The organism is Mesorhizobium sp. M0016, from assembly GCF_040324035.1.
Taxonomy (GTDB): Bacteria; Pseudomonadota; Alphaproteobacteria; order Rhizobiales; family Rhizobiaceae; genus Mesorhizobium.
Genome location: NZ_JAMYVM010000008.1, coordinates 177898 through 198718, shown reverse-complemented (window position 1 = coordinate 198718; position 20821 = coordinate 177898). Strand labels below are relative to the sequence as shown.

16 protein-coding genes are annotated in these 20821 nt (G+C 62.2%); 6 read left to right on the top strand and 10 right to left on the bottom strand.

The annotated features are described in order from the left end of the window. Window positions 1-63: 63 nt before the first annotated feature. The 4 genes from NKJ88_RS14940 to NKJ88_RS14925 form a co-directional block, all read right to left on the bottom strand. Entirely contained in the window at window positions 64-1311 is a 1248-nt protein-coding gene (locus tag NKJ88_RS14940; RefSeq protein ID WP_352444519.1) for an ABC transporter substrate-binding protein, read from the bottom strand. Window positions 1312-1426: 115 nt separating this feature from the next. After that, a complete protein-coding gene (locus NKJ88_RS14935; protein ID WP_352444517.1) occupies window positions 1427-2572 on the bottom strand; it encodes an ABC transporter ATP-binding protein in 1146 nt (381 codons plus the stop codon). A gap of 89 nt (window positions 2573-2661) precedes the next feature. Continuing rightward, the gene (locus NKJ88_RS14930; protein ID WP_023804402.1) at window positions 2662-3612 is read right to left on the bottom strand and encodes a PfkB family carbohydrate kinase; all 951 of its coding nucleotides are present in this window, start codon (window positions 3610-3612) and stop codon (window positions 2662-2664) included. Between the two features lie 3 nt (window positions 3613-3615). After that, window positions 3616-4416, bottom strand: a complete 801-nt coding sequence (locus NKJ88_RS14925; RefSeq protein ID WP_023682642.1) for a beta/alpha barrel domain-containing protein — start codon at window positions 4414-4416, stop codon at window positions 3616-3618. Window positions 4417-4579: 163 nt separating this feature from the next. Here NKJ88_RS14925 and NKJ88_RS14920 point away from each other — a divergent pair, with 163 nt between their 5' ends. The 3 genes from NKJ88_RS14920 to NKJ88_RS14910 all read left to right on the top strand — a co-directional run bounded on the left by NKJ88_RS14920 (window position 4580) and on the right by NKJ88_RS14910 (window position 7742). Further along, a complete protein-coding gene (locus tag NKJ88_RS14920; protein WP_023692210.1) occupies window positions 4580-5341 on the top strand; it encodes a DeoR/GlpR family DNA-binding transcription regulator in 762 nt (253 codons plus the stop codon). Between the two features lie 255 nt (window positions 5342-5596). Then, window positions 5597-6745, top strand: coding sequence for a Gfo/Idh/MocA family protein (locus NKJ88_RS14915; protein ID WP_352444515.1), 1149 nt, complete (start codon window positions 5597-5599; stop codon window positions 6743-6745). Between the two features lie 64 nt (window positions 6746-6809). Next, complete coding sequence (locus NKJ88_RS14910; RefSeq protein ID WP_352444513.1) at window positions 6810-7742, top strand: alpha/beta hydrolase; 933 nt, start codon at window positions 6810-6812, stop codon at window positions 7740-7742. On the opposite strand, the gene NKJ88_RS14905 is transcribed toward NKJ88_RS14910, so the two are convergent. After that, complete coding sequence (locus tag NKJ88_RS14905; protein ID WP_023834883.1) at window positions 7730-8794, bottom strand: LacI family DNA-binding transcriptional regulator; 1065 nt, start codon at window positions 8792-8794, stop codon at window positions 7730-7732. The two genes, NKJ88_RS14910 and NKJ88_RS14905, sit on opposite strands and share 13 nt — an antisense overlap. Window positions 8795-9021: 227 nt before the next feature. On the opposite strand from NKJ88_RS14905, the gene NKJ88_RS14900 reads away from it, so the two are divergent. Further along, a complete protein-coding gene (locus NKJ88_RS14900) occupies window positions 9022-10407 on the top strand; it encodes an FAD-binding oxidoreductase (RefSeq protein WP_352444511.1) in 1386 nt (461 codons plus the stop codon). Window positions 10408-10420: 13 nt separating this feature from the next. Here NKJ88_RS14900 and NKJ88_RS14895 read toward each other — a convergent pair whose 3' ends face one another. Continuing rightward, window positions 10421-11065, bottom strand: coding sequence for a YjbE family putative metal transport protein (locus NKJ88_RS14895; RefSeq protein WP_023695266.1), 645 nt, complete (start codon window positions 11063-11065; stop codon window positions 10421-10423). A gap of 257 nt (window positions 11066-11322) precedes the next feature. Between NKJ88_RS14895 and NKJ88_RS14890 the strand changes: the two genes are divergently transcribed. Continuing rightward, entirely contained in the window at window positions 11323-11970 is a 648-nt protein-coding gene (locus NKJ88_RS14890) for a ThuA domain-containing protein (protein ID WP_352444509.1), read from the top strand. Between the two features lie 199 nt (window positions 11971-12169). Here NKJ88_RS14890 and NKJ88_RS14885 read toward each other — a convergent pair whose 3' ends face one another. From NKJ88_RS14885 to NKJ88_RS14870, 4 genes are all read right to left on the bottom strand, one after another. Further along, window positions 12170-13696 carry an HlyD family type I secretion periplasmic adaptor subunit gene (locus NKJ88_RS14885; protein WP_352444507.1) on the bottom strand — a complete coding sequence of 509 codons (1527 nt, stop codon included), beginning with the start codon at window positions 13694-13696 and terminating at the stop codon, window positions 12170-12172. Window positions 13697-13699: 3 nt separating this feature from the next. Then, a complete protein-coding gene (locus NKJ88_RS14880; RefSeq protein ID WP_023726319.1) occupies window positions 13700-15415 on the bottom strand; it encodes a type I secretion system permease/ATPase in 1716 nt (571 codons plus the stop codon). A 105-nt stretch (window positions 15416-15520) separates the two neighbouring features. Next, a complete protein-coding gene (locus NKJ88_RS14875) occupies window positions 15521-18328 on the bottom strand; it encodes a DUF5801 repeats-in-toxin domain-containing protein (protein ID WP_023726320.1) in 2808 nt (935 codons plus the stop codon). A gap of 340 nt (window positions 18329-18668) precedes the next feature. Next, window positions 18669-19148, bottom strand: coding sequence for a response regulator transcription factor (locus NKJ88_RS14870; RefSeq protein WP_352444505.1), 480 nt, complete (start codon window positions 19146-19148; stop codon window positions 18669-18671). Between the two features lie 546 nt (window positions 19149-19694). Here NKJ88_RS14870 and NKJ88_RS14865 point away from each other — a divergent pair. Next, entirely contained in the window at window positions 19695-20780 is a 1086-nt protein-coding gene (locus NKJ88_RS14865) for an OmpA family protein (RefSeq protein ID WP_245259885.1), read from the top strand. The last annotated feature ends 41 nt before the right edge of the window (window positions 20781-20821 follow it).

The following is a 20821-nucleotide window of genomic DNA, read 5'->3' as shown; positions in this document are numbered from 1 at the left end:
TTGACGGGTGGCCTGGCGAGGCCGGGCCACCCGGTGGAAGATAGCAAACGGGCAATGGGCCGCTCAGAATTTCGCCATCCAGCCCTTTTGAGCGTTGGTTGCGGCTTGTTCCGGAGACTGCTCGCCGGCAAGCATCTTCTGAGCCTCCACGTCGAACTGGGTCATCAGGTCTTCAGCCACCGGCAGGCCCGTGAACTCGTTGGCGAGATAGCCGGTCTTGAAGATTTCGAAAGCCTTGGCGAAAGCCTTGTCCGAGGTCACGAAATTGGGCTTGGCGTTGACGTTGCCCGGGAAGGCGTTTGCAAGCGACACGAGCTTGGCATTCACCTTTTCGCTCATCAGATATTGGACGAGCTTCCAGGCTTCATCCTGATGTTTCGAGGCGGCGGAGATGCCGATGCCCCAGGAGGCGTAGGGAAGGCCGCGCTTGCCGCTGTAGTCCGCCACGACCGGGACCGGGATCAGGTCGAAGTTCAGCTTGGGATTGCGTTTGCGGATGAGGTTCACATGCGCAAGCGAGTCGATCATCATTCCGACCCGATCGTTGACGAATTCCTCGACCTTCTCCTGCTCGGTCTTGGTGGCAATGCCGGGCGAGATGACGCCGGCGTCGTTCAGTGATTTGACGAAGGTGAGCATATCGACGACCGGCTTGCCCTCGAGAGCCGGCTTGCCCTCAACCATCATCGATTGGCCCGAGGCCCAGACCCACGACATCAGGTCGTTCTGGACACCGGACGGCGTTTGCAGCGACAAGGGCAGCACCCAGCCATACTGGTTCTTGTCGGCGTGGGTCATCTTCTTGGCGGCTTCGAGAAACTCCGCGCGGGTCGACGGCAGCTTGGTCACGCCTGCCTGGGCGGCGAGGTCCAGATTGACGAAGACCGGATAGACGAACGAAGCCACGGGAAACATCACCGCCTTGCCGTCCACCTTGATGATATCAGCGACCTGGGTCTTGTCGAACCCGCTCGCATCCATCATCGGGTTCATGTCGGCCAGCGCACCCTGCGCGTTCAGATTGTTCACCCAGGCGCCGTCGAGACCGACGACGTCGCTAAGCGTTCCGGTTGCGGCGCCGACCGAGATCTGGTCTCGCGTGGTCGCATAGGGACCGCTGACCAGCGTCACCTTGATGCCGGGGTTTGCAGCCTCGAAGTCGTTCATGATTGCCCTGAGCGATCCCGCCGGCAATTCGGGCTCCCACCATTGGGTGAATTCCAGCGTCGTGTCCGCCATTGCGCCGGTTGCACCAAGCAACCATGCGACCGCGGCTATTTTCAGCATCGCGGGTCGTATCCGAAACATCATTTTCTCCTCCTTCTTCAAGATCGGCCGCACAATGCGGACGATCGTCTGTTCATTCAGAAGCCTTCTTGTATCTTCCGCAGGCACCTCGCTCCCGCCCGCGGTCTTCCGCAGATCTTCAGATCGCCAGATGCGTTTCGGGATCGAAGAAATGGAACTTGGCATCATCCACGGCCAACCGGATTTCCGAGCCGGAGCGGACGGCGCTGATCGGCTCGAACCTCGCCACCGCGTTCGACGCCGGGCCGAAATCATCCACCGCATCCGGATCACCGGAGTCCACCCGGACCGCGTCGATGTTCATGTGGACGATCTGTTCGGAGCCGAGTTCCTCGATCGAGGTCACCCTGGCCGGTATCGTCTGATACTTGCGACCGGATTCAAGGCTGCTGTCATAAAGATCCTCCGGTCTGATCCCGAACACGACCTTGCGCCCCGCATACGACCTCAAGGCCGGCCTGCGCACGAAGGCTGCATCCTGCAGCCGGACGGCGAAGTCGCGAAAAGCGAGCTCGCCGCCCTTCAGGGTCGCCTCGAAAAGGTTCATCGAAGGAGAGCCGATGAAGCCGGCAACGAAGGCGTTAACCGGCGATTCATAGAGCCTCTTGGGTGTGTCGACCTGCTGCAGCACACCGCCTTTCAACACCGCGACTCTGTCGCCCATCGTCATCGCTTCGATCTGATCGTGGGTCACGTAAATGGTCGTGACGCCGAGCTGCTTTTGCAGGCTGGTGATTTCGGCGCGCATTTGCACACGCAGTTTCGCATCCAGATTGGAAAGCGGCTCGTCCATGAGAAAGGCGGCCGGCTCGCGCACCATGGCGCGGCCCATGGCAACCCGTTGACGCTGCCCGCCTGACAGGTTCGCGGGTTTGCTGTCCAGCAAAGACGTCAGCTGAAGAGTTTTGGCGATCTCGTCCACGCGCTTCTTGCGCTCGGCCTTCGGCTTGCCTGCCAGCCGCATCGAAAAGGCGATGTTTTCGGATACCGTCATATGCGGGTAGAGCGCGTAGCTCTGGAACACCATCGCGATGTCGCGGTCCTTGGGCGGCATGTCGACGACGTCGACCCCGCCGATCCGAAGGCTGCCGCTGGTGATGTCTTCCAACCCCGCGATCATTCGCAACGCCGTGGATTTGCCGCAGCCGGAAGGCCCGACGAGGATCAAGAACTCGCCGTCCTTGACCGACAGGTTCAACTGGTCGATTGCGCGAAAACTGTTCCCGTAGGTTTTGCAGATCTTCTCAAGGATGACTTCTGCCATATTCCTCCCTCCACAAGTATAAGCCCTGATTTTTATGATTCTCCTGGGCTTGTGTTCGCCTGCGAAATGTTTCGTCGGATCGTTTCAGGTCATGCTCCAGCATCCACATGCGCATTTTTCAGGTCGACTGCTGACGGCGCGTTCGCCGATGCCAGGAGTTGCGTGACCTGGTCCTCGGTCGGAAGCGCCTCGCGCCCGCCACGCCCCGTTATCGAAACGGCCGCCGCCGCGGCCGCGAATGCGATCCGGCCCGCGGTGTCGGCTCCGCGCGTCAACGCATGGGCATAGGCGCCATGAAAGCAGTCACCCGCGCCTGTGGAGTCGACGACCGCAACCCGGTGCGGGGGCAGGTGCCAGAGACCTGTCTCTTCACGGCCGCGATAGTACACACCCCTGCCTCCATCGGTCAGAACCACGGCGGATCGCGATGGCAACCACAAGGCATCGAGCATCTCGGCAGGCGATCGGCGCCCCGTGGCAGTCCGTGCAAAGCTAAGTGGAAGAATGAGATGGTCGCAGAGCGCGATCAGCCGCTCCGTGGCGGGGCCGCTGCTCCATTCGATATCGCCGAGGATCGCAAGGCCGAGATCGCGAGCCCGAGCCACGACATCCAGCGACCCGGTCGCATAACTATCGACGATCAGGACGGTTGCGCGGCTGAGGATATCGTCCGGAAAGTCCGGAGCTGTGCCCAGCATCGCATCGTCGTCATACGCGATGAACCTTTCCCCGTCCGAGCCGACGGTGATCCGCGAGTGCACCGGGCGCGCGTCGGGATGGCGCGGCGCGAATGCGGTTTCAATACCGCTCGCCACGAGATCGAGCTGCACCGCGTTGTCCGAGGCACTGGCCAGCCATCCGACGAACCCGGCGGTTCCGCCGAGCCGCGCGACGGCGGCCAGCGCCGTCGCGACATTTCCCCCGAAGGCGCGGGTACTTTGCAGAACCTTACCCTTGCCCGCCGACAATGGCTGATCGACGTAGACTATGTCGTCGATCGCAATAGCGCCGAAGCCGAGGATCGAGGGGATGGTGGGCATCGTTCAGGCACCCGCCTTCGCCAGGGCGTCTTGCGCCGAAAGGCCGTCATGGATGACGCCGCGAAAGGCAAGCGCTGCCTTCTCCGGATCGCCGTGCCCCCAGAGATTGCGGCCGACCACGGCGCCGTGCGCGCCGGCACGGATGGCGTCCGCCGTCTGCTGAAGCGCGCCGAGCAGCGTATCGGTCTTTGGACCGCCCGCGATGACAACCGGCACCGGGCAGGTCCGGACGGTCTCCCGGAACGACTCGAAATCGCCGGTGTAGCCGATTTTGATCACGTCGACGCCGGACTCGTAACCGATGCGCGCCGCATAGGCGATCTCGTCGGGGGTGAAGACGATCTTTGCCCCGTCGGTGAAATCGCGAGGGTAGATATGCGCCACCACAGGCATGCCGTAGCGGGCCGCCGCATTCACCGAATCGGTCAGCCAGCGTATGTATTTGCCCTCCGTCGCGCCGCGCACCGGAATGGCCACGGCCAACGCATCGGCCCCCGCGCGTACCGCGTCCTCGGGCGTTGCGATCAACTCGCTGATACGATCGTCCGCAGTGAAGCAGCCCGCCTGAATCACCAGGGAAGCTTTGCCCGCATATTGCGGCCACAGATGGCGCGCGGTGCCAGGCTGGATGCTGACATAGTCGGGTTTGCCCGCCATGACGCGTGCGAGCGCACCCGGCAGGTCGGCAAGGCCGCCTTTGCGCACGTCGCCATAGCCGACGAAGTGGTCGACCGCGCCGCCAAAAAGGTTCCCCGATGGATGCGAGAAGAGGCGCGCGAGGCGCACCTTGGTTCCTAGGCTCATGAGTCCAAAATTCCCTGATCGGTTGATTTAAAAAAAGCTCGATCCAGTGTTTCCGAAAGAAAAAGGAAAAACAATCTTTCGAAAGCTTTCGAATCTGCATATTTTCGGTAAGGTGAGCCAAGGCCAGGGCGATTGCCTGGCGCGGGAAGGCAAGGGCAGGGCAATGTTGTCGGAGCAGAGACGCCAATCGATCCTGGGCGAGGTGCAACGCAGCGGACAGGTTCGCATCAAGGACCTGTCGGACGGGTTTGGCGTGTCGGAGGTCACGGTGCGCTCCGACCTCGAAATACTGGACCGCAAGGGACTGCTGACCAAGACCCGTGGAGGAGCGGTGACCCGGACCACCGATTCTACGACGGCCGCGTTCGCCCGGCGGATGCAGACCAACCTCGACGCAAAGAAGCGCATCGCCCGGGCGGCGCTGGACCTGTTCGAGGACAACCAGTCGGTCATCTTCGACGGCGGCTCGACATTGATGCAGCTTGCCATGCAGTTACCGCCGCTCAGCAATGTCGTGGTCGCGGCCACGGCCATGAATATCGTGCAGCATCTTATGCATCGTCCCGGGCTCGACGTTCATATGATCGGCGGCCGGGTCTATCCCGACACGGTGAGCACGCTGATCACCGATGCCGATACGGCTCTCGGCGGCCTGGTAGCGCATCAGGTCTTTGTTGGAGCGCATGCGATAGACTCGTCACTGGATGTGGTCGACGTGAACGAAGACATGGCGCGAACGAAGCGAAACCTCGTTCGCATGGCCCGGCGCGTTGTCCTGCTCGCCGATTCGAGCAAATGGGGCGTCAGCGGGACGTCCAAGGCATTTTCGCTGTCGGCCGTCGATGTGGTGATCACCGACGATGGCCTGCCCGGTCCAATACGCAGCGAGCTTGATAGGATCGGGGCCAAGGTGATCTATGCCTGAACCCATCCCGGTCTCTGATGCGCGACGGAAAGCGCGCATGACCCACGGGCTTCGCAGCGGCCGTCGGCCGTTTTTCATGCCGGTCATGTTCTCCTCCTCACGCTGGCGGCCTCCCAATGCCGCCAGAATTCTCATAAGTTCTATAAAAATTTTACGCGCGTCAATATTTAAAATCCTGTATAGCGGATTGCGGGGGGATCGTGGGAACTGCAACGGTTCGCGCAGCATGCCCTTGGCTTGGGAGGAAAGCTGGAAATGCACGGAAAATCAGAGACAAAGCTCGGCATCGGTGTCATCGGCTGCGGCAACATCTCGATGACCTATCTGCGCAATGCAGCGCTCTTCGGTGGTGTCGAGCTACGCGCCTGCGCCGACATTTCCGCTGACATGGCCGAGCTGCGCGCCAGCCAATACGGCATCCGAGCGATTGGCGTCGACACGCTGCTCGCCGACCCCGACATCGACCTCGTGCTGAACCTGACCATCCCGGCGGCGCATTTCGACATTTCGTTGTCAGCGCTCTCGGCGGGCAAGCATGTCTTCACCGAAAAGCCGCTGGCAACCTCTGCCGCCGACGGCCGCCGCCTTGTCGCCGAGGCCGCGAAGCGCGGCCTGCTGATCGGCTCGGCGCCGGACACATTCCTGGGTGCAGCCGGCCGCCGCGCGCGCCGGCTGATGGATGACGGCGCGATCGGCAAGCCGGTGACCGGCACCGCCTTCATGATGGGACGGGGCATGGAGCACTGGCATCCCAATCCGCAATTCTATTATCAGCCCGGCGGCGGTCCGGTGTTCGACATGGGTCCCTATTACCTGACCGTGCTGGTCAACCTGCTCGGGCCGGTCGAGCGCGTCATGGCGATGGCGACGCGCGGCCAGGAGGAGAGGCTGATCACGGCCGACGGGCCGTTCAAGAACACGACATTCAAGGTCGGCACGCCGACCAACATAATGTCGCTGCTCGAATTCCGCTCGGGCGCCACCGTCACCTTCGGCGCCTCATGGGATGTGTTCAAACACTCCAACCATCCGATCGAACTGCACGGCACCGAAGGCTCGCTCAGGCTGCCCGATCCCGACACGTTCGGCGGCACGGTCTCGCTGTCGGAACGTGGCGCCGACTGGGCCGTTTTCGCCAGCGAGAGCGAACTCTACGGCGCCCGCAACTGGCCCTATTCCGCGCCCGACCGCGCCAATTACCGCATGCTCGGCGTCGCCGATCTGGCGCGCGCGCTGGCCACGGGCAGAAAGCCGCGCGCCTCCGGTGAGCTGGCGCTGCATGTGCTTGAGATCATGGAGGCGATCCTGGCTTCGGGCGAAAGCCGTGGCTCGGTTGCCGTCAACGGCACGGTCGACCAGCCGCCGCTGCTTGGCGAAGACGAAGCCGCAACCCTGCTTGCCTGACGGAGGTTCGCCCGTGACGCCATCGCCACCGTCCCCGTCGCCCCTAGATCCGGAGGCCCGGCATGTGCTCGAGCTCGGCAGCCAGGCCGGCGCGCCGCCGTTCGAAACGGGAACGCCTGAGCAGGCGCGCCGCGCCTACAATGAAGGCTTCCCGACCCTGCAAGGCGAGCGCGAGCTGGTCGCGTCGATCAGCGAGCGCATCATTGCAGGACCCGGCGGTCCGCTGAGGCTCAGGATCTATCGCGGGCAGGGCGCGCCTTCGGCAGGCTCTCCGGCGCTGCTTTATCTCCATGGCGGCGGCTGGGTAATCGGCAATCTCGACTCGCATGACGAGATCTGCCGCTGGTTCGCCAACGAGGCAGGCGCTGTCGTCGTTTCCGTCGACTACCGGCTGGCGCCGGAACACAAATTCCCGGCGGCAATAGAGGATTGCCGAGCGGCACTTGCCTTCATGCAAAGCGCCGCGGACGAACTCGGCATCGACGCTGCCCGCATCGCGGTTGCCGGCGACAGCGCCGGCGGCAATCTCGCCACGGTGCTCGGCCTGCTCACGCGGGGGGACAAAAATCCGCCGGCAGCGCAGCTTCTGTTTTATCCCAACACCGATGCCGGGCAGACGGCCGACAGCTATCGCCGCTTCGCCGCAGGCTTTGGCCTGACCGCCTCGACCATGGCCTGGTTCCGCGACCATTATATCCGCAATGCCGCCGACATCGGCGACTGGCGTACCTCACCGCTGAAGGCGGAAAGCCTCGCCGGTGCGCCGCCCACCTTCATCGCCATCGCCGGTCACGACATCCTCGCCGACGAAGGCGAGGCCTATGCCAGGCGTCTGCAGCAGGCCGGCGTGCCGGTCGTGCTGGAACACTGGCCCGGTCAGATCCACGGCTTCGTCTCGATGGGCCGTCACGGCCCGGCAGCGAGACAGGCGGTTGCCGCCGCCATTGCCGCGTGGCGAAGCTTCGATCCTGCCTTTGGAAAGGCTCAAGCGGACTGACGCATCACCAGGGCGGCGTCGAGGCTGACCTTCGGCGCGACGTTTGCCGTATCCTCGTTGAGCAAAGCGAGCAGTGTCTCGACGCTGCGCCCCGCCATGGCGGCAAAATCCTGCGCGATGGTGGTCAGTGCGGGGCAAGTGTAGCGGCTCAGCGGATGGTCGTCATGGGCGGCGATACGCAGGTCGCAATCGGCCTTGCGGCCGATCTTCAGCCCTTTCGCGAAGGCTGCCGCCATCACGCCGAAGGCCAGGCGGTCATTCGCACACAGTATGGTCTTGCCGGGCAGACCCCCGGTCTTGCCGGGCAGACCTCTGGTCTTGCCCGGCAGGCCGCTGGCCCCGAGCATCTGTTCCATCTGCTCGTAGCCGATGCGCTCGAAATCCCATGTGTAGTCTCGGGTGTTGCCGATAACCACCGGCTCCTGGCCAAGCTGACGCATCGCGGCGACGTAACTGTTCAGGCGCTCCGGCGAATTGTGATTGACATGCGGGATGTCGAAATAGATCGGGGCGTCGCCGGAGCGGCAGAGATAGTCGACGATGGTCGAGACGCTCTGGGCATTGTTGTTGCCGACAAAGGGCGTGCCGCCTTCAAGATAGGTGTCGAAATAGACGACCGGCATTGTCTGGGTCAGCTTCTCCAGCGTGCGCCGGTCCGAGCGCAAGCCGAGCGGCGCGATCAGCGCGCCCGAAACTTTCAGCGACAGGATGGTACGTGTCGCCTCCATTTCGAGCTCGGTCGAGCCATGCGAGGAGATGACGATCGGCCAGTAGCCCTCGTCGCGCAGCCGAAGTTCGATGCGGCTGACCATTTCGGAATAGAAGGGGTCGGTGACCGTCGGTACGACAATGCCGATGGCGCGGGTGCGCTTGCGGTTGAGGTTGCGGGCAAACAGATTGGGCTGGTAGTCGGATGAGCGCAACGCCTCTTCGATGCGCTTGCGCGTTGCCGGCTTGACGCTGGTCGGATCGTCGAAATATTTCGACAGCGTCGGCCTGGAGACGCCGCAGGAGCGGGCGAAATCCTCCATCGTCTTGTGCGTCATCGGCATTCAATCCCTCGTCTGGCACGCGCCAGAACCTCGGTCATCCCTTGACGCTGCCCAGGGTCCTGCAGCCGGCGCGTCCGCCACGCAACGGCAGACGAAATTTACAGGAAACGTCAGTGGGTTCAACGCGCAATGACAGATTATACCGTGCGTAAATTTGTTCAATTGACGCGAAAATTGTCGCGCATCAAAGTCTCGGCCACAAAGAGCGCTGAAACAGTCCAGGCACCATGACACAACAGATCGATCGGCTTCTTTCCCAGCTTTATCAGCGGCTCGACGCCGCCGCGATTGTGATCGGCGATGCTATCGATCCGCGCTACAGCGACGACCTCTCCGGCAAGGGCGGCGGCCTGCCCGAACTGGTCTTGCGTCCCCGCAACGCCGCCGACGTCGCCGAAATCCTGCGCCTATGCAGTGGTATCGGCCAGAAGCTGGTCGTCCATGGTGGCCGCACCGGGCTGGCAGGCGGCGCGCGCGTGCAGCCGGGCGAAGCGGTGCTGTCGCTGGAGCGCATGACCGCGGTCGAAGCGCCCGACCGCGCCGCGGCAACCATCATCGCAGAGGCCGGCGCGCCGCTGCAAATGGTGCAGGAAGCGGCCGATGCAGCCGGCCTGATGTTCGGCGTCGATATCGGCGCGCGCGGCACGGCGACGGTCGGCGGCAACATCGCCACGAATGCCGGCGGCATTCGCGTGCTGCGCTACGGCATGTACCGCGCCCAGGTGCTGGGGCTGGAGGCCGTGCTTGCTGACGGCTCGATCCTGACTTCGTTGCGTGGCCTGGCCAAGGACAATTCGGGATACGATCTCAACCAGCTTTTCATTGGCAGCGAAGGCACGCTGGGCGTGGTTACTCGCGCCTGCCTGCGGCTGCATCCCAAGCCCGCCACCGAGGTTGCCGCCTTTTGCGCCCTTGGCTCGCTGGAGGCGGCGATTGCGTTGCTGGGGTTGCTCAAGCAGCGGCTCGGTCCCTTGCTGTCAGCCTATGAGGTGAATTTCTCGCCGCTCTACGGCTCCATGATTGCCGGCATGGCGGCGCCGGCGCCGCTGCCTGTCGGCGCGCCCGTCTATGTGCTGGCCGAGATCCAGGGCAGCCAGGCCGAGCTGGACGGCGAGCGTTTCGCTTCGGTGCTGATGCAGGCGGTCGAGGACGGCATCGTCGACGACGTGGTCGTCTCGCAGTCGCCACGCGAATTCCGTGCGCTATGGGATGTGCGCGAAGAGGCTAACCGATTCCTGTTTGCGATCGAGGGAATGCTCGGCGTCGACATCAGCATCCCGTTGGCGGCCATGGCGGATTTCCTGCGCAACGCCGAAGCCGCGATCCACGCCGTCGACAGCAGCGCCGAGATCTACGTCTTCGGCCATCTCGGCGACGGCAATCTGCACTATCAGGTCGACACCACGGAACCGGCGGCCGCCTATGAGATCATCTATCGCGGCGTGGCGGCATGCGGTGGCGCCGTCTCGGCCGAGCACGGCATCGGCCTCGACAAGAAGAAATGGCTGAACCTCGTGCGCAGCGACGCCGAACTATCAGCCATGCGCCGGCTGAAGGTGGCGTTCGATCCGCACAACATTCTCAACCCAGGGCGGATTTTCGATATCATTTGATCGCCGGGAGGATCTAGCTTGCAACTGGCGAGAGCAGCGCGTGGAAGTCGACCGTTCTCATCTGCTCGACGCCGTCCAGAGTCATATTTCCCGCGACATAGACGATGATTGCCAGACCGAGCCAGCCGATCCAGCGATACCTGGCAAGCAGCGCCGCCACCAGCGTCGAGGCGACCGCCATCAGAACCACCGACAGGATGAGACCGAACACCAGCGCATTCATGTCGTGGGCGGCGGCGCCCGCCACTGCCAGCACATTGTCCAGCGACATCGAGACATCGGCGACGACGATCTGCAGGATCGCGGTGCGCAGCGCCTTGGCCGGCCGCGCCGTCGCAAGTGCTGCGGCTTCATTGTCGACGTCCTCGCCGTCGCCGGCCGAGCGCAACTCCTGGAACATGTTCCAGCACACCCAGAACAAAAGCATGCCGCCGACCAGCATGATCCCAGGAATTTCCAGCAGCTGCACCGCGATCACGGCAAAGACGATGCGGATCACCGCCGCCGCGGCAATGCCGGCGATGATCGCCTTCTGCCGCAACGCCTTGGCGAGGCCTGCGGCCGCCATGCCGATCACCACGACATTGTCGCCAGACAGCACAAGGTTGATGGTGATGACTTCCAGATAGGCGGCGACAGTCGTCTGGTCGAAACTCATAAAGCGGTCTCCCCGGAAGGCTCCGGCTGGTTGCGGGCGCATCGGACCGATGTCTGCGCAAACGCGAAGACAGCTGATTTGAGTGCAGCCCGGTATTGAAACAAGACGCCAGCGCGGCCAATCGGTCCTCATCCACGGAATTCATCGCCGGGTCGTGATTTCCGACCAGAAATGCCCGTCCCAGAATGCCCATCATGGAAGGAAGACAAAAGCGTTCCGCTTGCCTATCAATATTGCCGACCAAAGGAGAGACGAGCATGAGCAAGACGGCACTGATTTGCTGGGGCGGATGGGAGGGTCACACGCCGGCCCGCAGCGCCGCTGTCGTCAGCGATATATTGACGGGGCATGGCTTCGAAGTGCGGACAGAAGAGGGCACATCGGCGCTCGCCGATCCGCAGCTCCCGGTCATCGATCTGATCGTGCCGGTGATCACCATGTCGACGATCGAGAAACCGGAGCTGCAAAACCTCACCGCCGCCGTCAGCGGCGGAACCGGCCTTGCCGGCTTCCACGGCACAATGGGCGACAGTTTTCGCAACGAGCCGGCCTATCAGTTCATGACCGGCGGCCAATGGGTCGCGCACCCCGGCGACATCATCGACTACCGTGTCGACATCATCAGCGACGATCCGATCGTCAGGGGTATCGAGGGTTTCGCCTACCATTCCGAGCAGTATTACATGCATGTCGACCCGAGCAACGAGGTGCTGGCGACGACGACGTTCAGCGGTGAGCATCTCGACTTCATCGACGGCGTCGTCATGCCCGTGGTCTGGAAGCGCCGCTACGGCAAGGGCCGCGTCTTCTTCAGCGCGCTCGGCCACACCGCGGATGAGTTTTCCGTGCCGCAAATGCGCACCATCTTCGAGCGTGGGGTGCTGTGGGCCAGCCGATCGGCCTGATCCCGGGCTTGGCGTCAAGCTGAGCGCAGTGGGACGGATTGCTTATAGCGATCGTCCAGTTCCGCGAAGCGGCGCTCCCGACACTGCTGGGGGCGCGCTGGCGAAGGAATCGCCAATGCCATGACACTCGAGCCGTATCGTTCGACGGGCGGCTTTTCGGAGGACTGGATGGCGTCGGGATACGGGAAAGTAGAAGACTCTAATTCTCTCTGAATCCTCGATTGAGCGAGTCGCGAACCGGCGCCAGCATATAGTCGAGCAGTGTGTGCTCGCCAGTCAGGATCATCACTTCGGCAGGCATGCCGGGCGACAATTTTACGTCATGGAGGTTTGCGAGGTCAGCCATATTGACTTTGATCTTGGCGAGAAAATAGGGTTCTCCGGTCCTCTCGTCCGTCAGCCGGTCGGCCGATACCGAGGTGAGCAACCCGTGGATTTGCGGAAGATGCCGTGTTGGATAGGCTGACAGCACAACGCGTGCCGGCATGTCCGGATGCACCATGTCGATGTCCCGCGGCTTGATCCGTGAATCGATGACCAGGTTGGACTCATTCGGAACGATATCGAGGAGGGGCTGGCCGCTGGAAATCACGCCAGATTCAGTTGTGACACGCACGTTCATCACTGTTCCCGCGATCGGCGCGACAATGTCAGTCCTGGCCAGCACATCCTGACGCGAGGGTAACAGGCTCCGCAATTCGGCCAGATCGCCGCGCACCTTGCCAAGATCCTCGTTCGCTTTCTCACCATCCTGTTGCCGCAAATTGAGAAGCTGCAGCTCGGTCTCGCCGATCTGCTGTTCGTTGCGCGCGACCTGCGACCGGTTCGACGCCTGGCTCGCTCGGATGTCGGCCTGGGCACGCTGCAGCGCAAGGATCCGCGGCAGGCGCTCCAATCCCTTTTTGTACATTTCCTGTGCCGAAGCGATCTCGCGGTCGATCAGCCCCAGTTGCTCCTCCTCGGCTGCGATCACTTCCCTGGACCCGGTGATTTGCTCCTCTATCTGCCGTATCCGCTTGTTGAGGATCTGCTCGCGCCCCTCGCGAGTGGCAAGGCGGCTGCGAAGCAGTTCCTGCTCTTCAGCGGCCACTTTCTGCCCGGCCTGGTTGTCAGCCGATGTCAGTTCCTTGGGAAAAATGATCTGATCTTCTCCGGCAAGCTCCGCACCCAAGCGCGCTTCGACGGCCAGCAAGCGAATGTAGCGCTCATGCAGCTCGTCGTAGCGGCCCTGTGCATCGGTCGTCTTCATGCTTATCAGAACCTGGCCCGCTGTGACCTTGTCGCCATCCCGCACGTGGATCATCCCGATGATGCCGCCCTCCAGATGCTGAACGGTCTTCCGGTAGCCGTCCGGGCTGACGATGCCGGGGGCCACGATGGCGCTGGCCAGGAGGGCCACGTCTGACCAGAGGGCGATGCCGCCGACAAAGAACAGCGCGGAGAAATAGCCGAGTATACGCGCTGGACGCGTCCGGCGATTCAGGTCGCGCTTGCTATCGCGATATGCAGACGAACGCCGCCGGACAAGCCCGACAAGCACGAGCACGAACAGCGCGGTGGCAGTTGCAGCCAGCGCGGCGCGCGCCGGCACGTCCAGGCTGTCGAAACGGTTCGAAGCCGCCGCAGCTAGATCTCCAGCAGCGACAACTAACCTGTCCAGCACGTCACGCAGGCTGGCCATCAGCATGTCCATCATCTTCGACAGGTCGCTAAATCGGTCGCTCATGGCTCACTCCGCCGCCTTCAATTTTGCCGGAACGACGACGCTGGTCTTGTCTTGCCCGGACGACGGCACGGCAGTCGGTTTGCGGTGACCGCCCAGCGCGCCCAGCACCTCGTCGCGCGTGCCGAACATCTTAACGGTGCCGTCGTGCATGAAAACGACATGATCCGCCGTACGCAGCAGATTCGTCTGGTGGCTGACGAGAATGACGGTGCAGCCCCGTTCCTTCAAATGGTGAAGAACATTGAACAGAGCCATTTCACCATCGCCGTCGAGGCCAGTGTTCGGTTCGTCGAGCACGACGAGCGCGGGATTGCCGAATAGCGCCCGGGCGAGAGCGATGCGCTGACGTTGGCCACGCGAGATTCGCGCCCCATGCGGCCCCACCTCCGTTTGATAGCCATTTGGCATCCGCAATATCGTCTCGTGGATACCTGCGGCCTGCGCCGCGGCGATCACTGCGGCACTATCGACATCGCGCAAGCGCGCAATGTTGTCGGCGATCGTTCCCGGAAACAGCTCGACCTGCTGCGGCAGGTAGCCGATGTGCATTCCAAGCTGGTCCGAAGGCCAACTCGCGAGCTCTGCGCCGTCCAGCCTTACATGACCGAGCGAAGGCCGCAACGTTCCCACCATGAGGCGGCAAAGTGTGGTCTTGCCGGAACCCGACGGACCAATCACGCCGCAGGTCTCGCCGGCCTCGACGTTGAAGGATACTTTGTTCATCAGGGCCTGCTGTGTACCCGGCGCATGGTAGTGTGCGTTCTCGAGCCTTAGCCGGCCTTGCGGGCGGGGTAAGGTCACTTCACCGCCCTGCCTAGAATTGGTGTCCGCGAACAGGCGCATGAGGTTGCGACGCGCGGTGCGAGCGGTAACCAGGCTGCGCCAGGCTCCGATCGAGCGTTCTATCGGCGCAAGCGCGCGGCTCAGCAGTACCGATGCCGCGATCATCGATCCGGCCGTCAGTTCGCCGCGCAAGACAAAGTAGGCGCCAAGTCCCAGCACGGCCACTTGCAGGGCCATGCGCAGCGAGCGCGACAGGCTCCCGATGCTGGTCGTGCGACCGAGAAGTTGCGCCTGGATGGTCATCAACGACTGCTGCTTTTCTTCCCAGCGCTGCAGCGCCGAGCCCGACATGCCGAGCGAGCGCAACGTCTCAGCGCCATCGATGTATTGGCCGGCCGCGACCTGGTTGCGACGCAGCTCTGCCGACGTTTCCTGGCTCCTGCGGCGGGTAAAGAAATCATTGGCGAGCGCGCCGCAGAACAAAAGGATCGCCCCGATGAGTCCGAGCACGCCCAGTGCTGGGTGCAGAAGCCACATGAAAGCCAGGAAGACGGGCGTCCACGGCGCGTCGAGAAAGGTCAGCATGCTGTCGCCACCGACGAAACCGCGCAGGTCCGCTACGTCCTTCAGGCCGGCCTCGACGTTGCTACCCGCGAGGCGAGCCTCCATGGCTCGTTCGATCACCGGGACGTTCAACTGGTCGTCGAGCCATTGGCTGATATGGCCGAGGATCATGCGGCGGGCTTGTTCCAAAAGGCCATAGACGGCGATCGCGCCGATCACCGCCAGGGTGAGCCACACCAGCGTGTCGATCGACCCGCTCGACAGCACCCTGTCGTAGATCTGCAGCATGTAGACGGTGCTGGCGAGCATCAGGACGTTTGCAAGCAGGCTGAAGATGAGCAGGGCGGGCGCCTGGCGCCGGGCCAGATGCATTACCTCTTCGAACTGCGGTCTTGGCTGCGGCACGGCTCGCCCCCCATTGTGATGCTTTGGATTGTGCCGGCCGGGCGCCAGGAAAGGCGCCCGCCCGGTGTCGGGTCAGATGATGCCGTCCGGGGCGTCGACATGGACCGAGAACGTGTCGGTAAAGCTGTCATTGTCGCCGTCGACGAGATTGGCCGTGAAATCCAGGTCGAGCGGCGCCGGGTTGGACTCCTGCTCGAGCGAGAACTGAATCACGGGGATCTTGACGGTGCCCACGCCCATGATGAGCTGGACCGCCTCGATCTGCTTCGCGCCGCCGTCGATCTCGAAGTACTTCCCGCCCTCCGCGACGTCAGGAATGAGCGGGTCGTGGCGCGGGGCATTGCTGAGCATGCCCGCCGTCACGTCGGTAGGACCGCTGACGGTACCGTCCGTATAGTAGACGATGTAATAGAGGTCTTCCGTAGCCGGGTTGTAGCCGCCGACGGAGTTGTCGATATAGACCGTGACCTTATCCACGTCTTGCTGGGGATTGACCACGAAGCTCTCGTCGCCCGAGGTGATTGAGGTGCCGGCGAACAGCGGGGTACCCCCGCTCTTGCCGTCGAGGTTGTTGTTGTTGACGCCGATGCCCGAAGTCGACACGTTCATCTTCGATGAGCTGTTGATCAGGCTAGTGGCACCATACCCCTCCAGCGTTGCCTCGGTAGGGTCATTGTTGACCAGGTCTTCGATGTCGTTCGGGAAACTGCCCGCCCCATTCTCCAGGGGAGCGGTCACCAGATTGCTGAAGAAGATGACGTCACCGTCGTGACCGGTCGGCGGGAATTGCAGCGTTTGCACCGCGTCCGGACCGCCCGCCTTCAGCGAACCCTGTGTGGTGTCGAAGGTCGTGATCGTTCCGGGAGGGGTGTCGACGTCAAGGTCGTAAGTGCCGTTGACCGGATCGAAGGTCAGTGTGAAGTCCACGTCTTCAGCCGTGCCGTCGCCGTTGAAGTCATCGTGGATCGAGCCTGTGAAGGTGTAAGGGTCTGCCGCGTCCGGTGTCAGGGATAGGCCCGACGTTACCGTCGGGTTGGAGTCGATTGTATAATCGTCCAGCGTTACGCCCAGCAGGTTGAACCCGTCGGCGCCTGGGTCGTGCGTCCAGGTGCCATGGGCGCCACTGTCGTAGTCACCGGTTGCGTTCTCCACAGCAATTGCCGGCCCGGTGTCTTCGAAGGTGAAGGCACCGCCTATGTCGACCGAGGTGTGCGCGCTGTCGCCGTCGCCGTCGGTTGCGGTTGCGGTCAGGCTCACCAGGTTGGCGGCAAGGATGACCGGAGTGTCCGCCTCTACGGGATCGGTTGGATCGCCATGGACAACCGCACGCGACTGGTCGAGGGTCACGTTGCCGTCGGCATCGACCGAGATGCGGAACACCTCATCCGTGCCGGCAGTGCCGACGATGTCGCCGCCGACAACATTGAGAAGCACCTCAAGGCCGCTGAGCGTATCGAACACGCCGCTGGCGACGTTACTGCCGCCGCCGAGTACATCCAGCGTGTAGGTCACATCGTCGGTGGCCGCTGGTCCATCGACGCCAAAGTTCGGCGTGAACAGCGCCGCGAAGCTGGTCGAGTCGTCGGTAACGAAGTCCGAATCGCCGACCACCAGGGTCGGTACGTCATTGCCGGACGGCACGATCGATGGGCCGTCATCGTCGAAGTTGATCAAGGAGCCGACCTCTGCGCTGGCGACGTTGGTCTGATCTGTGCCGAAATGCACTTCCTTGACATCGAAATAGTCTTTTTGCTCGTCAATGTTCTTGATAGTGAAGCGGTCAAAGGTTGCGTCTGCGGTGAAATCGACCGTCACACCCTCGCCGACATTGTGAAGGATCACTCCCAGGTTGGTGTAATCAACCGTGATGCCCAGGGTGGCGGCATCCGTTACCACGCCGTTCAGCTTGAAAGTCACTGAGGCGATGTTGACTTCCGCATCGTTGTCATCACCCGGTAACGTGGCGCCTTTCGCGTTGTCATCATTGTTGTAGGCGTGGACCTCTATGTCAGCCACGGTATGGGTCGGAGTAGACTGCGAAATCGAGAAACCCGCGGTGGAGACGGTCTCGATGTGATCTGTGTAGTTCGGCGCGGTCGGCGTGTTGGTAAAGTTCTTGCCGGCGCTCTGGGTGCCGCCGTTGATCAGGTCGATCTGAAGCTCACGGCCAAAGCGCACGTCTTGTGATGAGACGCCCAGGCCTTGCGTGCTGACATTGACTTCAGCCTGTACGCCATTGTCATGAGCCGTGACCAGGATCTTCTGCGTGCTCGCCGTGTCAGCGTCGAGGATATACCACTTGTTGTGTCCGGGAGGGGCGTCACCAAGCGAGCTGAAATTCAGGACGCTGGTCCCGGTGACCGAGGCGTAGACTAGCTGATCCAGATCGATTAGATCGACGTCCGCGTTGTCAGGGTCCGGATTCATCAACGCCACGTACTGGACCAGGTACAGGTCCGCGTCGCCGTCCAGCGCAAACGAGAAGGCGAGGGGATCGAGTAATGGATCGGGCTCGCCAACTGAGGTCGGGTCAGAGGTCCCAATGACGCCGATCACGACGTCTGCATTGTTCGGGTCCTGGAACAGCCAGACATAATTGCCATCGACCGTCCGGATGCCGGTGACCGCGCCGTCGGTGGGTGAAAACGCAGTTCCCGAAGAGTCCTGGGCGAGAACGACCGAGGTGATGGTCTCCCCTGGGTCCGCGGAGGCCACCACGAAGTCCTCCTTGAAGGCGACCTCCAGCGCGGTGCCAAGATTCAGCAGATATTGCAGCGTGGTGTTGGTGCTGTACAGCGGATCGGATGGGTCAATATCATTGTCCGTGAGGCCAGCGCTCTCATCGATGATGATGTCATGAGCTGTGATGTCGATTGCCATGGAGATTCTCCCCTTTTTGAACAACATCAAGAAAAGGGGTTCACCCCCACCCGATGTCGGATGCACCTACCCCAGGGCATCCGTCCGCCGGCGCACAGAATTGCGGCCGTTTATCCTCCATTGTGCCGCCGACGCAGAGGACGCGTCCATTCGCGGTTCGATAGTGTTATGGTGAATGCCCCTACCTGATCGAACGATATACATCCTTCGAAAGATCGAGCCGCGACAGGCGCTCGCGGGCAACCGCGTTGGTATGGATCGATCGATATGCCGTGGGTTTCCGGCCTTTTGTCGGCATCTTGTCGACGCAGCCTGCCTTGCCAGCTCGCCGAAGGTAGGATCAAAGCCCGCTTTTGTGACTTGGTCCCAGATGGTCGGAAGCTTCGCCAAAAGTCGCCCAGGCGAGTTCCGCCCTGCTGCCGAGGCGGAGCTTCTCGTAGACGTGATGCAGGTGCATCTTCACCGTGCCTTCGGATACATGCAGTCGCTGCGCAATGATCTTGTTGCGCAGGCCGCGTGAAACAAGGCCGGCGACTTCCGTCTCGCGTCCAGTAAGCTTTGGCGCGCGCTGAGGCAGCGATCTCGGCGTCAGCAGATGCTGGAGGATATGGTCGTCGACCCACTTTCGGCCGCCTGCCACTGCATTGGCGCATTCGACAAGGTAGCTGTGGCTGATGCCGTCCATCAGCAGGCCGTCGGCATCGAGCTTGGGGATTTCGTTGAAGTCGAATCCGCCGTTTGGCTGCAGGATGTAGATGATGCCCAAAGGGCTGCTGGTGGCTCTCAGCCTTGCGGAAAGGCCGGCCGTCTGCCGGTCCACACCATCCAACCCTATGATGACAAGATCGGGCCGGTGGCGCTCCACCAAGGGGAGAACCTCAATCGTGTGGTGGCATTCTGCGACAACGCTGTGTCCCGCCTTCCGCAAAACCCACTCCAGACCGGCGAGATACACCCCCCGCGGGTCCGCGACTACCAAGCTCGACATGGGAACACGTCCGTAAAAAACGCAACGAACTTTGTTTAATATGTCAAGAAACCAGAGCTTCGGTCGATTGTCAAGGAGTTGCTAATATTGTAGTATATTCAAGGCTATGAATGGCATTTTCTGCGTTCGACAGGCCCGCCGAAGCGCTCGTGATCGCGCAAGGCGCCTCTGGATTTGACGCCTGTTAAGCTGCCAGTGATGACGGATTTTTGAGCTGTCTTCTCCCCTTGGGCAGACAGGCGGAGCTACTCGCAAAGCCAAATCATATGTTCTATGCTCGCTGGCATCACTGCGTTCGACAGCCGTGATCGGAACTGAGGTCTGTTGTCCTGAGGCGGGGCATCAATGTTCGAGGTCGGCGGATTTTTTCGGCAACGAATGCCGTTCTCAAAGGGCCGGCGCATCGTCGGCGCCCTTGCTCTCGTCGCCGCTGTATTCGGGCTGTTGCTGCTCGCACCGGAAGTGGCGAATGCGAAGCCGAACTGGACGCTCGATCCGGCGAATTCGACGCTCACCTATCAATCGGTGAAGAAGAACACCATTGTCGAAACCAACAAGATCAGGAACCTCTCGGGCACGCTGACATCGGATGGCGCCGCCAAGGTCACGTTCGACCTCAACTCGGTCGACACCGGTATCGACCTTCGCAATGTCCGCATGCGCTTCCTGTTCTTCGAAACCTTCAAATTCCCGACGGCGGAAGTGACGGCGAAAGTCGATCCCGCCGCTTTTGCTGATCTCGCCACCAAACGGCGCATGAGCGCGCATATCCCGTTTCGCCTGAGCCTGCACGGCGTCGACAAGGACCTTGAGGCCAATGTCGTGGTCACCATGATCACCGACAGCATGGTGTCGATCGCCTCGGAGGCGCCGGTCGCCGTGCATGTCGAGGATTTCGGCCTGTTGCCCAACATCGAAAAACTCCAGCAGGCGGCCAATGTCAGCAGCATCGTCCCGACGGCTTCGGTGTCGTTCGACTTCGTCTTCACCGCTGATGGCGCCAAGCCTGCGGCCACGCCTGCCGTCGCGGCCGCAGCCCCAGCCGATGCCGGGCCGGTCGCCACAGATGCAGGCAAGACGTCCTTCAGCGACGATGAATGCCTGAACAGGTTCGAGGTGCTGTCGCGCACCGGCGCCGTCTATTTTCGCCCAGCCAGCGCTCGGCTCGATGAAAAGAGCCGCCCACTGCTGGCCGAGGTGGTCGGCGTCGTCGGCAAATGTCCGAAACTGAAGGTCGAGGTTTCGGGCCATACCGATTCCGACGGCTCGCCGACGGCCAACAAGAACCTGTCGGAACGGCGCGCCAAGGCGGTCGCCGACGCGATCATCGCTGCGGGCATTCCATCGGCGCAGATCACGGCTTCCGGCTATGGCGAGGAAAAGCCGGTGGCGCCGAACGATACGCCGAAGAACAAGGCGCTGAACCGGCGGATCGAGTTCTCCGCCACGCCGCTCTCCAACTGAGCCGGTCCTTAACTGAGAAGGCCCGTCAACCGAAAAGGAAC

Excerpts from the sequence above, each read along its gene's own strand:
- NKJ88_RS14940 (WP_352444519.1), bottom strand. The coding sequence starts at position 1,311 with ATGATGTTTCGGATACGACCCGCGATGCTGAAAATAGCCGCGGTCGCA.
- NKJ88_RS14935 (WP_352444517.1), bottom strand. The coding sequence starts at position 2,572 with ATGGCAGAAGTCATCCTTGAGAAGATCTGCAAAACCTACGGGAACAGT.
- NKJ88_RS14930 (WP_023804402.1), bottom strand. The coding sequence starts at position 3,612 with ATGCCCACCATCCCCTCGATCCTCGGCTTCGGCGCTATTGCGATCGAC.
- NKJ88_RS14925 (WP_023682642.1), bottom strand. The coding sequence starts at position 4,416 with ATGAGCCTAGGAACCAAGGTGCGCCTCGCGCGCCTCTTCTCGCATCCA.
- NKJ88_RS14920 (WP_023692210.1), top strand. The coding sequence starts at position 4,580 with ATGTTGTCGGAGCAGAGACGCCAATCGATCCTGGGCGAGGTGCAACGC.
- NKJ88_RS14915 (WP_352444515.1), top strand. The coding sequence starts at position 5,597 with ATGCACGGAAAATCAGAGACAAAGCTCGGCATCGGTGTCATCGGCTGC.
- NKJ88_RS14905 (WP_023834883.1), bottom strand. The coding sequence starts at position 8,794 with ATGCCGATGACGCACAAGACGATGGAGGATTTCGCCCGCTCCTGCGGC.
- NKJ88_RS14900 (WP_352444511.1), top strand. The coding sequence starts at position 9,022 with ATGACACAACAGATCGATCGGCTTCTTTCCCAGCTTTATCAGCGGCTC.
- NKJ88_RS14895 (WP_023695266.1), bottom strand. The coding sequence starts at position 11,065 with ATGAGTTTCGACCAGACGACTGTCGCCGCCTATCTGGAAGTCATCACC.
- NKJ88_RS14890 (WP_352444509.1), top strand. The coding sequence starts at position 11,323 with ATGAGCAAGACGGCACTGATTTGCTGGGGCGGATGGGAGGGTCACACG.
- NKJ88_RS14885 (WP_352444507.1), bottom strand. The coding sequence starts at position 13,696 with ATGAGCGACCGATTTAGCGACCTGTCGAAGATGATGGACATGCTGATG.
- NKJ88_RS14880 (WP_023726319.1), bottom strand. The coding sequence starts at position 15,415 with ATGCATCTGGCCCGGCGCCAGGCGCCCGCCCTGCTCATCTTCAGCCTG.
- NKJ88_RS14875 (WP_023726320.1), bottom strand. The coding sequence starts at position 18,328 with ATGGCAATCGACATCACAGCTCATGACATCATCATCGATGAGAGCGCT.
- NKJ88_RS14865 (WP_245259885.1), top strand. The coding sequence starts at position 19,695 with ATGCCGTTCTCAAAGGGCCGGCGCATCGTCGGCGCCCTTGCTCTCGTC.